The following is a 14093-nucleotide window of genomic DNA, read 5'->3' on the forward strand; positions in this document are numbered from 1 at the left end:
GCATGGCGGGCTTTCGCCCCTTCGCGCGGCCTTCCGCGCGCGGCCCTCACGGTAAACCGGACATGGCCAAGAACCTCCTCATCGTCGAATCGCCCGCTAAGGCGAAAACCATCAACAAGTACCTGGGCAAGGATTTCCAGGTGCTGGCCAGCTACGGCCACGTCCGCGACCTCGTGCCCAAGGAGGGCGCGGTCGATCCCGAGCGCGGCTTCGCCATGCGCTACGAGCTGATCGACAAGAACGAGAAGCACGTCGACGCGATCACCAAGGCCGCCAAGGACGCCACCTCCATCTACCTCGCGACCGACCCGGACCGCGAAGGGGAGGCCATCAGCTGGCACATCGCCGAGATCCTGAAGGAGCGCAAGCTGCTGAAGGACAAGACGCTGCACCGCGTGGTGTTCACCGAGATCACGCCGAAGGCGATCAAGGAAGCGGTCGAGCACCCGCGCAAGGTCAGCGACGAACTGGTGAACGCCCAGCAGGCGCGCCGCGCGCTCGACTACCTCGTGGGCTTCAACCTCTCGCCGCTGCTCTGGCGCAAGGTGCAGCGCGGGCTCTCCGCCGGCCGCGTGCAGTCGCCGGCGCTGCGGATGATCGTCGAGCGCGAGGAAGAGATCGAAGCCTTCAAGGCGCGCGAGTACTGGTCGATCGCCGCCGATGCCACGCACCCGAAGCAGCCCTTCACCGCCAAGCTGACCAAGCTCGACGGCGGCAAGGTCGAGCAGTTCACGATCACCGATGGCAAGACGGCCGAGGCCGCCCGCGCGCGCATCGCCAAGGACGCGCAGGGCCTGCTGGTCGTCACCGATGTCGAAAGCAAGCAGCGCAAACGCCGCCCGGCGCCGCCCTTCATCACTTCGACCCTGCAGCAGGAGGCCGCGCGCAAGCTCGGCTTTTCCACCAGCCGCACCATGCGCGTCGCGCAGAAGCTCTACGAGGGCGTGGCCCTCGGCGACGAGGGCACGGTCGGCCTGATCACCTATATGCGTACCGACGGCGTCAGCCTGTCGGTGGACGCCGTGGCCGAGATCCGTGACGTCATCGCCCGCGATTTCGGCACCCAGGCCCTGCCCGACAAGCCGGTGGTCTACCAGTCGAAGTCGAAGAACGCGCAGGAGGCCCACGAGGCCGTGCGCCCGACCTCGGCGCTGCGCACGCCGGCCTCGGTGGCACGCTTCCTCGCCGACGACGAGCGTCGGCTGTACGAGCTGGTGTGGAAGCGCACGCTGGCCTCACAGATGGTGCCGGCCACGCTGAACACCGTCTCGGTCGACCTCGCCGCCGGCAGCCAGCATGGCTTCCGCGTCAGCGGCACGACGGTCGTCGACCCGGGCTTCCTCGCCGTCTACGAAGAAGGCAAGGACGCCAAGGGCGAGGAGGACGACGAAGAGGGCCGCAAGCTGCCCGAGATGAAGCCCGGCGACCGGATCCCGCTGGCCGAGGTGACGACCACGCAGCACTTCACCGAGCCGCCGCCGCGCTTCTCGGAAGCCTCGCTGGTGAAGGCGCTCGAGGAACACGGCATCGGCCGTCCCTCGACCTACGCCAGCATTATCCAGACCCTGCTCAACCGCGAGTACGTCTTCCTCGACGCTCGCCGCTTCCGGCCGAGCGACGTGGGCCGCGCGGTGGCGAAGTTCCTGTCGGCGCACTTCGCGCAGTACGTCGACTACGACTTCACCGCCAAGCTCGAGGACGAGCTCGACGAGGTCTCGCGCGGCGAGGCCGAGTGGGTTCCGCTGCTCGAGAAGTTCTGGAGGCCGTTCTCGAAGACGGTGGAAGAGAAAGGCGAGAGCGTCGAGCGCAGCGAGGCCTCGGGTTCGCGCGTGCTGGGCGTCGACCCGGCGAGCGGCAAGCCGGTGTCGGTGCGCCTCGGGCGCTACGGGCCGTTCGCGCAGATCGGCACCGCCGAGGACGAGGACAAGCCGAAGTTCGCTTCCCTACGCGGCGGCCAGAGCATGCACACCATCACGCTCGACGAGGCGATCAAGCTCTTCGACCTGCCGCGCACGCTGGGCGTGTCGAACGGCGAGACGGTGACGGTGGCCGTGGGCCGTTTCGGGCCCTTCGCCAAGCGCGGGCCCACCTACGCCTCGCTGGGCAAGGAAGACGACCCGTACACGATCACTTTCGAGCAGGCGGTGGCCTTGATCGACGCGCGCGAGCTGGCCATCGCCAACCGCATAATCAAGAAGTGGGATGACGCCGGCATCGAGGTGCTCAACGGGCGCTACGGCCCGTACATCACCGACGGCAACAAGAACGGCAAGATCCCGAAGGATCGCGAGCCCGCTTCCCTGACGCTCGAGGAGTGCAAGGCCATCCTCGAGGCCGCGCCGGAAGCCAAGGGCCGCTTCGCCAAGAAGGCGGCCGCCAAGAAGGCCGCGGCGAAGAAGGCCGCGGCGAAGAAAGCGCCCGCGAAGAAGGCCACCAAAGCCGCCGCCCCCGAGGGGGATGCCGTGAAGGCGCCCTCGGCGGCGAAGAAGGCGACGGCGAAGAAAGCCGCCGTGAAGAAGGCCCCGGCCAAGAAGGCGGCGACGAAAGCCGCGGCCAAGAAGGCGCCCGTGAAGAAGACGGCCGCGAAGAAGGCGGTGAAGAAGGCCGCTGCGAAGGCCTGAATCCGCGGGCCCGTTCAGACGGGGCCACGGCGGCTGAACAGATACCCGGGTGGCGTGCAGCGCACGCCGCCGCGGGGGTAGCATCGGGTTCCCCCTCGGCCACCGCACGGCCGACCCTCAGGAGCCCCGCGATGTCGTTTCGTCCCCAGATCCTTGCCGCCGCCGTCCTCGCCAGCCTCGCCACTCTGGCTGCGCCGAACACTTCCGCCCAGAGCGTCCGCGGCGAGCCGCTGAAGCTCGAGAACGCCAAGCGCGACATCGCACATGCCTTCAAGGCCGCCACCTTGGCGCCGCAGGCCACGCTGCGCTTCCAGTCGCTCGATGGCGAACGCGTGGCCGCCATGCAGCGGCACAACGTCGCCCATGGCGCCAAGCGCCTGCAGATCGGCATCCACCGCAACGTGGCCGACGAGGCCGACACGCTGCTGCCGTCCGGGCTCGCCTGGTCCCCGGTCGCCGGCGGCAAGGTGCTGCGTTTCGACGTGGCCTCGCCGCAGGCCGCCGCGCTGCGCGTCGGCCTCGACCTGCGCGGCCTGCCGGACGGCGCGGAGCTGCGCGTCGCCAGCAGCACCGGCGGCGTGATCGAGTTCGCCGATGCCGACGCGATGAAGAGCGGTGTCGACGGCAATGGCGTGTACTGGTCGCCCGTGACCGACGGCGACACCCAGCGCCTCGAACTGTTCGTTCCGAACGGCGCCGCCGCCTTCACACCGGCCACGCGCGCAGCCTCGCACTTCGTCACTTCGCCGCTGCGGCCGCTGAGCCTCGCGAAGGCGCTCGGCACGTCGGGGGCCTGCAACATCGACGTCGTCTGCCGCACCGGCACGCTGGGCCAGCCCTTCATCAACGCGAAGAACGCCGTGGCGCGCATGGCCTTCACCACCGGCGACGGCTCGTTCACCTGCACCGGCACCCTGCTCAACGACAGCGTGCCCGCCACCCAGGTGCCCTACTTCTACACCGCCGCGCACTGCATCAGCCTCCAGAGCGAAGCCAGCACGCTGTCGACGTTCTGGAACTACGAGACGCCGACCTGCGGCGTGTCCAACTCCGGCCCGAACACGCAGCTCACCGGCGGCGCCGACCTGCTGTTCGCGACGCTGGCCACCGACGCCTCCTTCTTGCGCCTGCGCACCACACCGCCGGGCGGCGCCTTCTTCGCCGGCTGGAACGCAACCACGCTGACGGCACCGACCGCCACCATCGCCATCCACCATCCGGACGGCGACAACAAGAAGTACAGCCGCGGTACGCACAACGGCTTCAGCGCCAACGTCAACATCGGCGGTCAGGTCGTGACCAGCACAGCCCGTTCGAGCTGGGCCGAAGGCACCACTGAAGGCGGCAGCTCGGGCTCTGGCCTGTTCACGCTCAGCGGGTCGGACTACCAGCTGCGCGGCGGCCTGGCCGGCGGCGGCGCATCCTGCGCGAACACCGGGCAGTCGGAAGGCAACGGGAACGTCGACTACTACTCGCGCTTCGACCAGGTCTACCCCTCGCTGCAGCAGTGGCTCGGCACCGCGGCGGGCCCGACGCGCGACTACACCGGCGCGTGGTTCGTGCCGGCCGAGTCGGGCTGGGGCCTCACGGTCTTCAACTTCCCCGGGCAGATGTTCGCGCTGTTCTTCGTCTACGACAGCCAGGGCCGTCCGGCGTGGTACCGCTTCCAGGGCGCCTGGACGGGCGCGGACGTCGTCACGGCGAACCTCGACCGCGCCACCGGCCCGAACTGGGGACCGACGTTCAATCCGAACGCGGTGAGCTACAGCACCGTCGGCACCGGCACGATGACCTTCACCTCGGCCACCTCGGCCACCCTGACCTTCAACGACGGCACCGTGAACCGCACGGTGACGCTCTCGAAGATCTGAGGTGGGCCCGGCGCGCCGGCGCGGGCATCGCGGCGGCGCGGGCGTCCGCGCCGTCGTGGCGGCCCTGCTGTCGCTGCTGGCCCTGCCCTCGGTGGCCACCCCGGTGGCCGCCGCTCCGACGGCCGTGATCTATCGCTGCACCGCGGCCGATGGCTCGGTCGCGCTGCAGGACGAACCCTGCCCGCGCGGCCAGAAACAGGAGTTGCGCGAGATCGCCGCGTTCGCACCGCCACCGGCGCCTTCGGCTTCCTCGCTGCCGGCCTCGGAGGCCAACGGCGAGCCCACGGGCGGAAGCGCGGGCTCGCCTCCGCCGGGGATCACACCGGGTGAAGCCGCGCCGCCGCGACGAAGCGTGCTGCCCCCACCGCTATGGCGCTGCACCGACCTCAACGGGACGTCGCGCCTCTCTGACACCTACGACCCGCAGCCGCGCTGCGTGCCGCTGTCCGTGCTCGGGGTGGATCTGTCGCGCGCGCCGCCCTCAGCCGCGACGCTGTGCCGCACCGTCGAGGATGCCTGCGTCGAACTGGGTGGCGAAGCCGCCTGCGCGGCGTGGGAAGAGCGGCTGGCGGACGCGGAGTCGGCGCTTCGCCATGCCTTCAGCGACACGCAGGCCACCCGCCGTCGCGAGCGCGATCGCGCCAAGGCCGTCGTCGAGAACGACTGCCGCGACTAGCGGGCGCCTCAGAACCCGTAGTTCAGGAAGCCACCGTCCACCGCGAGGCATTGCGCGGTGATGTAGCCCGAGGCCGGCAGGCACAGGAAGGCGATGGCCGCGGCCACTTCCTCGGGCTCGCCGATGCGCGACATCGGCGTGCGGTCGAGCACGTCCTCGAGGTAGTCGGCGTCGGCCAGCACGCTGGAGGTGCGCCGCGTGCGGATGTACCAGGGCAGCACCGCGTTGACGCGCACGCCTTCGGGCGCCCACTCGACCGCGAGGTTGCGCGTGAGCTGGTGCATCGCCGCCTTGCTCATGCCGTAGGGCGAACCGGTGCGCACATGCGTGGCGCCGGACACCGAGCCGACATTCACGATCGCCGAACTCGCATGTTCGCGCAGCAGCGGATACGCGCTGCGGCAGATTTCGAAGGTGGCGAACACGTTGGTTTCGAAGATGGCGCGCCACTCCGCTTCGTCGTAATCCATGGTCGCGCGGCGCTGATTGGCGCCGACGTTGTTGACGAGGATCGAGAGCCCGAGGCCGAGACCGTCGATCCAGTCGAACAGGCGCTCGCGGCCCACCGCTTCAGCGACGTCGCAGGCCAGCACGTGCACCTCGCCTTCGGGATGGTCCTCGCGCCACTCGGCGGCGGCGGCTTCGAGGGTGTCGATGTCGCGCGCGCAGGCCAGCACGGTGGCACCGAGGCCGAGCAATTCGGCGACGGTGGCGCGGCCGATGCCGGCACTCGCGCCGGTAACGAGGGCGACCTGGCCGTCGAGGCGCCAGCGCAAGGAATGTCGATCCATGGTTTTCACGAATGCCAACGGCATCTCCTAGGTTTACTGCTTGGGTATCGGAATCTCCCGCCCTGCGATGTGCAACTCGGCACCCACGACGCTGATGCGATCGACACTCATGAAAACGGCATAGAAGCACCGGCCGGCCTCATCGATCTCCGATCCCATCATGATGCCAACGGCCCTGCCGCCAACGAACCAGGGGCCGCCGCTGTCGCCCTTGGCGCAGTTGAAGGGCGTGCCAACATCCAGCGGCCCCATGAGCACCCATGTCTCACCGCAGGGCCCACCGTTGCAGTCCGAGAAAGGATAGGGCGGCGCGAAGAGAACCCGAACCACCTTTCCGCAGGAGTATCCGCTGACGGCGCCGTACTTGCAGATCGTATCTCCCTCCGCAAGCGAGGATTGGGCAATGGAGCCTACGAGCTCGCGCACGCGAACGTTCGGCCAAGCGTTCTCGTAGAACTCCGGACGCACGCCAACCCGCAAAGCTTGCTTGGCCAGAGAATGGCCAACCATGAATTGCACGTCTGTCGAGGCCGTCCAACTTTCCTGGGACACCGACAGCCGATAGCCCTCTCCATCGACACCGTTGTAGTAAACGTTGTCGTTCTCGCAGTGTGCAGCGGAAAGGACGCCAGATTGACGTCCGCGTCGTGCCGGAAAGCTCCCTGTGCATCCCGGCCGACCGAGGCCCGCCCCAACGTGCCTCCCGCTTCCGGCCATGCTCATTCCCTCGAATCGACCGGTTGACCGGCGCACCACCACTTGAGTTCCCAGGACTTCTTCGACCGCCGCCTGATCATCCGACACGGATCGACCGTCTACCGGGCGGAGGAAGACAACGACGTCACCCGTCCGTTCTTCGACGAACGCCGACAGAAATGCGGGCACGGATTCCGTCAATTGGCGCTGCTTGCTCGCGACAAGCGCGCGAAGTTGCTGTCCAGTGAATCGCGCGCCGACTTCGACGATGACATCAATGCCTTCGGTCTCGGCCGTCTTTGGGACGACAGGCGCAGGATCAAGCCCCTGGAGCAACACGCGGAGAACGAAGCCTTGCTCGGTAGCCACTCTCGAAACGCCAACCAATCGATCTGCGTAAAGCCTTCGAAGCACACCAACAGCGGGGCCGCTTCTGATCTGGAAATCAAGGCGTTCCTGAGCGAGGCGTGGATCTTCGCCTGATGCTCGTGCAATCTCGGCCGCATCGCGCGACAGTGACTGGTCCTCGGAAAATGCCGGGGGCACCGGATGAGATCCCACCGATACAGGGGCCGGATTCGAAGCTCGGCAACCCGAGGCGATGAACGCGAACATGGCCACAGAGAGGACGCAGTGAAATGACGACACATGCAACTCCAGAACGACGCAGGGGGCCGTGCGAGCCTACGCCGACGACCATCCTCGAAAGTCAGAAACATTCAAGCGCTACTCCTGATCGCACCGCGATATCGACCGGTCGCTCTGCGCTGATGATCGCTGCGGCGTGCTTTATGGCCATCTCGCTCGCCGCCTGCAGCCCCGAGCCCACGCCCGTGGAACCCACGCCGGTGCCGGAAGAGGAGCCCACGCCGCAGGTGGTGGCCGGCGACGCCACCGAACTGCGCGATGCGATCCAGGCGCCGCAGGACAAGGCACGCGCCGTCGAAGGCACGCTGATGCAGGCCGCCGACGCGCAGCGCGAGGCCATCGATGCGGCGGAGAACGGCGAAACGGCGCCGCCCGAGGGCGGCTGATCGTCGAGGCCGTTCGCGACGCTCCGGCGCCACCCCAAAGAAAAACCCCGGCGAGCGCCGGGGTTTTTCGTTCCACGCAGGGCTGTCTTCGGATTACAGGTCGCAGAAGCAGTGCGCGACGGCGCGGAAGGGCTTGCCCTGCGAATCCAGCGCGAAGGCGAGATCGTCGGCCACGCGGCCGGCATGCTCGTCGCCGAGGAAGGCCAGTGCCGGCGCGACGCGGCCCAGTACCGCATTGGACTGCGCACTGCGGTTGACGTCGGCGAGGAACTGCTCGAAGGGCGTCATCGGAGCCGTCAGGTAGGTGTGCGGGGCATCGGCCTCGAGCTTCGCGAGTTCGGCCGCCTTCGCCAGCGCGTCGCGCAGGCCGCCGAGCTCGTCGACGAGGCCGCGCTCCTTCGCCTGCGCACCGCTCCAGACGCGGCCGCGGGCCACCTGGTCGATCGCCGCGACGTCGGTCTCGCGCGCCGTGGCCACCTTGCCGATGAACTGCTGGTAGCCGTGGTCGATGAAGGTCTGGATCAGCTCGCCCACTTCCGGCACGAGGGCGCGGGTCGGGTCGAAGGCGCCAGCCAGCGGCGTGGTGCCGACGCCGTCGGTGCGCACGCCGATCTTCTCCAGCGCGCGCGGGCCGTTCATGAACAGGCCGAAGATGCCGATCGAGCCGGTGATCGTCGAGGGATCGGCGTAGATCGTGTCGGCGTTCATCGAAATCCAGTAGCCGCCCGAGGCCGCGACATTGCCCATCGAGACGACGACCGGCTTGCCCGCCGCCTTCAGCTGCTCGACTTCACGGCGGATCTGCTCGGACGGGTACACGCCGCCGCCGGGCGAATCGACGCGCAGCACGACGGCCTTGATGGCGTCGTCCTCGCGCGCCTGCCGCAGCAGGGCCGAGGTGCTGACGCCGCCGACGGCGCCGACCGGCTGCTCGCCGTCGACGATGCCGCCCTGCGCGACGACCACGCCAATTCCCGGCGCCGACTCGGTCGGCAGCGTGGGCGCGCCGAGGTGCGACAGGAAGCGGCCGAGGTCGACCTGGCGGTAGCCCGTCTCTTCGTCTTCCGCGCCGCGCTCGGCGAGCAGGGTCTCGAGCTCTTCGGCGGTCTTGGTGCCGTCGATCATCTTGGTTTCGACCGCGAGCTTGGCGAAGTCGCCGCCGGCGGCCTTCAGGCGCGCGGGGAACTCGGCCACCAGCGTCTCGAACGAGGCGCCTTCGAACTTCCGCGCCGACGACACGTCGGCGAGATAGCGCTGCCAGAGGTCGCTCATCCAGAACAGATCAGCCTCCTTCGATTCCGCCGAGGCACCATCGAGGATGTAAGGCTCGGCGGCGCTTTTGAACTCGCCAACGCGGAACAGGTGCACGTCGACGCCGAGCTTGTCCGCCAGCAGCTCGCGGTAGTAAGGGCGATAGCGGCCGAGGCCTTCGATCAGGATCAGGCCTTCGGAATCCATGTAGATCTCGTCGGCCTGCGCCGCGAGGTAGTAGCCGACCTGGTCGTAGCCGGTGCCCCAAGCGACGACCTGCTTGCCGCTGGCCTTGAAGTCGGCGATGGCGTCACCGAGCTCTCGCAGCGCGGCGAAACCGCTGGCCGAGAAGCCGTCGGTCTTCAGGACAAGGCGGTCGATCTTCGGATCGTCCTTGGCGCCGTCGATGGCGCGCAGCAGGTCGCGCAGCTGGAACTCCGGGATCGCCTCGCCGCCGGTGATCTGCTCCTCGAACTTCTGCGCCGGCGAGCGTGCCTCCTCGACGAGGCGTCCACCGAGCTCGAGCACCAGTGCGCTTTTGTCGTGCACCGGCTTCACCGACGGACCCGAAAGGATCGCGACCAGCAGGAACAGGAGCACCGCGAGGAACAGCAGGTTGAAAACGAGGCGGCGGGTGAAATTCAGCGCGTCCCACAGACCGCCGAACAGGCGACGCAGGGGACCGGGACGATCGACAGTGGCCATGGGGGACTCCGTAAACGACGCCCCGACCTTAGCCGCTCAATCGGCGCCGGTCACGCCCCGAAGGTCACGTGAAGAATGCGCGAGGAAGCGCCAGGTCAGCAGCACCGCGGCCACGCTCAGGCCCACGATCAGGCCGGCCCAGTAGCCCGGCGGGCCCCAGCCGAGGCCGAGGACGATGCGGGTGCCGCCATCGGCGCCGATGCCGCCGAGCCCAATCGCCACCGGCAGGCCGAGGCCCCAGTAGCTGAGCACGCAAATCCACGCCGGCACGCGGGTGTCCTTCAGGCCGCGCAGGGCGCCGGCCGAGATGGCCTGCAGGCCGTCGGTGTACTGGAAGACCGCCGCGAACAGCATCAGCGTGGCGGCCATCGCGATGACCGCCGGGTCGTCGGTGATCAGCGAGGCGATCCACGCCCCGCCCAGCGCCAGCACGATCGCCGAGGCCGTCTGGGTGGCGAAGCCGATGATCCAGCCCGCCTTGGCCGCCCAGCGCACGCCCTCGGCATCACCAGCGCCGGCCGCCTGACCCACGCGCACCGTGGTGCCCATGGCAACGCCCAGCGGCACCATGAAGGCCGCGGAGGCCGCGAGGATCGCGACCTGGTGGGCGGCGATCGGCACGGTGCCCAGGGTGGCGATCAGCAGGGCGGTGGCAACGAACAGGCTGCCCTCCATGAAGATCGCCAGCCCCATCGGCAGGCCGAGTTTCAGCAGCTGGCCGATGGCCGCCGCATCGGGGGCGTCGAAGCGGGCGAAGAGGCCGAGGTCCGCACAGCGCCGCGAGCGTGCGAGCGTGGCCGTCATGACCGCGACCTGCAGCCAGAGCACCAGCGCCGTGGCGAGGCCGAGCCCGCCCGCGCCGAGCTCCGGCAGCGGACCCACGCCGTCCATCAGGGCCCATCCGAGGGGCAGCAGCAGCACGAGGCCACCGGCGCCGATCACCATGGTCGGCACCGTCCAGGCCACGCCTTCGGCGAGGTAGCGCAGGCTGAAGTAAAGGGCCAACGCCGGCGCGCCCCAGCTGATGCCATGGAGGAAACCGGTGACGCCGGGCATCACCTCGGGCGCGATGAAGTTCGACAACGCGACCGGCGCGAGCCGGATCAACGCGAACAGGCCGAGGCCGAGGGCCAGCGCCAGCCACAGCGCCTGCCGGAACAGGGCGCCGATCTCGCCGCGGCGCCCGGCGCCATCGAGCTGGGCCACCGAGGGCGGAACGGCCATCAGCACGCCGATGCAGAGCAGGATCACCACCGACCACGCCGGGGCGCCCACGCCGATGGCGGCCAAGGTCTGCGTGCCGTGGCGTCCGGCCAGCACGGTGTCGATGACGTTCATGCCCATCGAGGACAGCTGCCCGACCACCAGCGGCGCGGACAGCAGGGCAGTGGCCCGCAGCTCGCGCTTCAGGCGCGCGTGGCGGGCGTCGTCATGACGCATGGCAGGGGAACCCGGGGAACGGCGGGGGCCTACTATATCGGCGATGACGACGCCCACCGACGCCCATTGCCGCAACTGCGGTTCGCCCTTGTACGGCGAGCACTGCTACGCCTGCGGTCAGCCGACGAAGGGCCTGGTCCGGCACTTCAGTTCGATCCTCGGCGATGTCGCCGACACGATCTTCAACATCGACGGCCGCCTGCTGCGCACGCTGCCGGCGCTGCTGCTGAAGCCCGGCTTCCTGACCAGCGAATACGTCGAAGGCCACCGCGTGCGCTACGTCTCGCCGGTGCGGCTGTTCGTGTTCCTGTGCATCGGCACGTTCTTCGCGGCGAAGCTCGCCACGCCGTCGTTCGAGATCGGGCGCGACGATGCGGTGCGGGTCGCCGGCACCGATGCCGTGGTCATCAACCCGGACGGCAACGAGGGCTTCGAGGAGATCGACACCGTCGACGGCGTGGAGGCCCGGCTGGCCGAAGTGCGCGCCGAGATGGCGACACGCCGCGAGGAATCGAAGAACGTGCCCGGCGTGGTCGCGGTGCTCGATGCGGCCGAAGAGCAAATGGCGGAGGACGCCCGGCAACGTATCGACGAACTGCGCGCGACGCCCGCAGCGACCGGCGATGCGCAAGGGCGTTCGTCCTCGCCCGGGATCACGCTCGACGAGAACGACGATGCGCCGGACCTCAACTTCAACGGCAAGCCCTGGCACGCGGAGAGCAACCCGCTCGTCATCGATTCCCTGCCGGACACGGCCAACGATTGGCTCAACGTGCAGATCGGGCACATCCCGGAGAACTGGAAGCGCGTGCGCGAGGAGCCCGACCTGCTGCGGAACGCGTTCTATTCGGCCCTGCCGACGGCGCTGTTCGTGCTGGTGCCGGTGTTCGCCCTGCTGCTGAAGACCCTCTACGTCTACCAGCCCCGGCTGTACATGGAGCATCTGGTCAGCGCCCTGCACGGCCACGCCTTCGTCTGCGCGATGCTGCTGGTGCTGATGGCGATGACGTCGATCGAATCGCTGCTCGGGTCGCCGGCGTGGCTGGCGGCCCCGATGGGTTGGCTGGAGTGGCTGACCCTGCTGTGGGTCCCCGCCTACCTGTGGCTGCACCTGAAGCGCGTGTACGGCCAAGGCTGGTTCGCGACCAGCCTGAACTTCGCGATCCTCGGCTTCGCCGAAATCCTGCTGCTCTCGGTGGTGGCGGTGTTCGCGCTGCTGGCGGCACTGGTCTGGCTGTAGCGCCGCCCGGCCACCGCGCCTGACGCCACCGGGAACCTCAGCCCCCCGCCGCCTCGGCCAGCAGGCCCGGGCGGGCCTCCGCCGGCGCCGCCAGTACCTTGCCGCGAAGCGCAGCCCGCTGCGCCGTACCCATGGTGGCCACGCGCGCCGCCAAGGCAGCGCGGGTCGGCTCGCCGAGGGCCTCGAGCGCGGCGATCAGAGCCGCCTGCTCGCTGGCCGGCACGAAGGCCAGCAGGGGTCGCAGCCCCGGCAGCTGGGCGCCAAGCCGGGGGCCGACCGCCCAGTCGCGCTGGGCTTGCGCGTCCAGGGCGGCGAAGGCCGCCCGCTGCGCCTGCTGCGCCTCGACCGGCTGGGCCGCCAGCGCGGCCACCGTGGCCGTCAGCGCCTCGCGCTCCCCGGCATCCAGCGCCTTCCACTCCGCATGGGCGGCGCGCAGGGCGGAGCGCTCCAGCGCCGGCCGCTGCACCCAGGCGGCGTAGGCCGTGCGCAGGGCCTCACGGCGGGCGGTGTCGTAGCCGGCCCACGCCTCCGCATTGGCCAGCAGGTCGGCCTGCGAGGCGGCGTCCAGCGCCGGCCACGCCGCTTGGACCGGGGCCAGCAGGGACTGTCGATCCGCCGGCAGGCTGCCCCAAGGCCGGGCCGCAGCCGGGGCCGGGTCGGGCGGGGTCGGCAGGGCCACGCCACGCTGCACGGTCGCCCAGCTCAGGAAGGCGACGCCCTCACGCCAGGGCGCGGCCGGGGCCGCGTCGAGCAGGGCGAAATCGGGATCCACGACCAGCTCCGCCGCCATGTCGCGGGGCGGCGATCCGGGCGAGGCCTCGAGGGTCGCCGGGGCGGCATCGGCCGGGCCTGCGGCCGTGGCCGGCACCATCGGCGCCGGCGGCCAGATGAAAGTCGCCGCCAACACGGCCAGCAAGACCAGCGCCACCGCCCCGAGCCCCCACTGCAGGGGCGTCGGGCGCCAGCGCGGCCCGCGAGGCCGCCCTATCGGCGCGGCATGCCGCGCCGGCGTGCGCGGCGGGGCATCAGCGGACGCGACCTCGCCGCGCGCCTCGCGCTGGAAGGCCTCGTTCCAGCGCATCAACACCGCCGACCCCACGCCCTGCTCAGCCAGTTTGTCCTCCGCATCGGCCCAGAGCGCGCGGTAGGCGGTTTCCGACAAGCCCATGACGCGAGCCGCACCGGCCGGCTCCAGGCCGACCACCAGACGCAGCAGAAGCGCGAGCCTACGGGTGTGGGTCAGGCTGTAGAGCGGATGCGCCGGGGTCTGGCCGGAAGGGCGGCCGAGCTCGTCGCGAGCCAGCAGCAAGCCCCAGTAGCGCAACGGCCACTCGGCCAATGGGAGACGGGCCGCGCGCGCGCTGAACTCCTCCCGCACTTCGGCCAGCAGGCGCTCGTCGTCGAGGGCCGGACCGGCCTGGGCGCGGGAGAGCACGCGGGCGCGAGGCTCGATGCCGCGGAGGAAGGCCGGAAGGGCGGAGGAAGGGGTCGAGCTCACCCCGCGAGTCTAGGCAGGGGCGTCGACAAGGTCACGTTTCGCCGGTTCCCGCGGCCTTGTGCGGTCGTCCGCACTTTTTTTCGCCAACCGGTTGACAGGGGGCCGAACAGCGGCTCCGCCGCGATTTTGTTGGGGTTCTGCGTGGCGCAGTTGTGCACACCCCGGCCTGAGACCCGTTCCCGATCCGTTCAGGCGACCAGCAACCCCGCACAACGCCGCCTTTCACGCCATAAGTTGTTGATTGGATAGGGTTATTTCAGTTTGACTAAA

11 protein-coding genes are annotated in these 14093 nt (G+C 69.6%); 6 read left to right on the top strand and 5 right to left on the bottom strand.

All coding sequences use genetic code 11. The features are described from left to right. The first annotated feature begins 62 nt into the window (after nucleotides 1-62). The 3 genes from ACIQ6S_RS12300 to ACIQ6S_RS12310 all read left to right on the top strand — a co-directional run bounded on the left by ACIQ6S_RS12300 (nucleotide 63) and on the right by ACIQ6S_RS12310 (nucleotide 5168). Nucleotides 63-2621 carry a DNA topoisomerase I gene (locus ACIQ6S_RS12300; RefSeq protein WP_397608612.1) on the top strand — a complete coding sequence of 853 codons (2559 nt, stop codon included), beginning with the start codon at nucleotides 63-65 and terminating at the stop codon, nucleotides 2619-2621. A 131-nt stretch (nucleotides 2622-2752) separates the two neighbouring features. Then, nucleotides 2753-4492, top strand: coding sequence for a serine protease (locus tag ACIQ6S_RS12305; protein WP_397608613.1), 1740 nt, complete (start codon nucleotides 2753-2755; stop codon nucleotides 4490-4492). Nucleotide 4493: 1 nt separating this feature from the next. Then, the gene (locus ACIQ6S_RS12310) at nucleotides 4494-5168 is read left to right on the top strand and encodes a DUF4124 domain-containing protein (RefSeq protein WP_397608614.1); all 675 of its coding nucleotides are present in this window, start codon (nucleotides 4494-4496) and stop codon (nucleotides 5166-5168) included. An 8-nt stretch (nucleotides 5169-5176) separates the two neighbouring features. Here ACIQ6S_RS12310 and ACIQ6S_RS12315 read toward each other — a convergent pair whose 3' ends face one another. Further along, nucleotides 5177-5959 carry an SDR family oxidoreductase gene (locus tag ACIQ6S_RS12315; RefSeq protein WP_397608615.1) on the bottom strand — a complete coding sequence of 261 codons (783 nt, stop codon included), beginning with the start codon at nucleotides 5957-5959 and terminating at the stop codon, nucleotides 5177-5179. Between the two features lie 33 nt (nucleotides 5960-5992). Beyond that, nucleotides 5993-6682 (bottom strand): trypsin-like serine protease, encoded by a 690-nt coding sequence (locus ACIQ6S_RS12320; protein ID WP_397608616.1) that lies wholly within the window; start codon nucleotides 6680-6682, stop codon nucleotides 5993-5995. Nucleotides 6683-6718: 36 nt separating this feature from the next. Here ACIQ6S_RS12320 and ACIQ6S_RS12325 point away from each other — a divergent pair, with 36 nt between their 5' ends. Beyond that, nucleotides 6719-7138: a hypothetical protein gene (locus ACIQ6S_RS12325; protein WP_397608617.1), complete on the top strand. Its 420-nt coding sequence runs from the start codon at nucleotides 6719-6721 to the stop codon at nucleotides 7136-7138. Between the two features lie 308 nt (nucleotides 7139-7446). After that, on the top strand, nucleotides 7447-7689 hold the full coding sequence (locus ACIQ6S_RS12330; RefSeq protein WP_397608618.1) for a hypothetical protein: 243 nt from the start codon (nucleotides 7447-7449) through the stop codon (nucleotides 7687-7689). 93 nt (nucleotides 7690-7782) lie between these two features. On the opposite strand, the gene sppA is transcribed toward ACIQ6S_RS12330, so the two are convergent. Both sppA and ACIQ6S_RS12340 read right to left on the bottom strand, forming a co-directional pair. Beyond that, nucleotides 7783-9645 (bottom strand): signal peptide peptidase SppA, encoded by a 1863-nt coding sequence (sppA, locus tag ACIQ6S_RS12335; RefSeq protein ID WP_397608619.1) that lies wholly within the window; start codon nucleotides 9643-9645, stop codon nucleotides 7783-7785. A 36-nt stretch (nucleotides 9646-9681) separates the two neighbouring features. Beyond that, a complete protein-coding gene (locus ACIQ6S_RS12340) occupies nucleotides 9682-11085 on the bottom strand; it encodes an MATE family efflux transporter (RefSeq protein ID WP_397608620.1) in 1404 nt (467 codons plus the stop codon). A gap of 43 nt (nucleotides 11086-11128) precedes the next feature. Here ACIQ6S_RS12340 and ACIQ6S_RS12345 point away from each other — a divergent pair, with 43 nt between their 5' ends. Beyond that, the gene (locus ACIQ6S_RS12345; protein ID WP_397608621.1) at nucleotides 11129-12325 is read left to right on the top strand and encodes a DUF3667 domain-containing protein; all 1197 of its coding nucleotides are present in this window, start codon (nucleotides 11129-11131) and stop codon (nucleotides 12323-12325) included. Nucleotides 12326-12362: 37 nt separating this feature from the next. Here ACIQ6S_RS12345 and ACIQ6S_RS12350 read toward each other — a convergent pair whose 3' ends face one another. After that, nucleotides 12363-13823, bottom strand: a complete 1461-nt coding sequence (locus ACIQ6S_RS12350) for a DUF3106 domain-containing protein (RefSeq protein WP_397608622.1) — start codon at nucleotides 13821-13823, stop codon at nucleotides 12363-12365. Between the last annotated feature and the right edge of the window lie 270 nt (nucleotides 13824-14093).

The sequence above is a fragment of the Silanimonas sp. genome, from assembly GCF_044377035.1.
Lineage (GTDB): Bacteria > Pseudomonadota > Gammaproteobacteria > Xanthomonadales > Xanthomonadaceae > Silanimonas.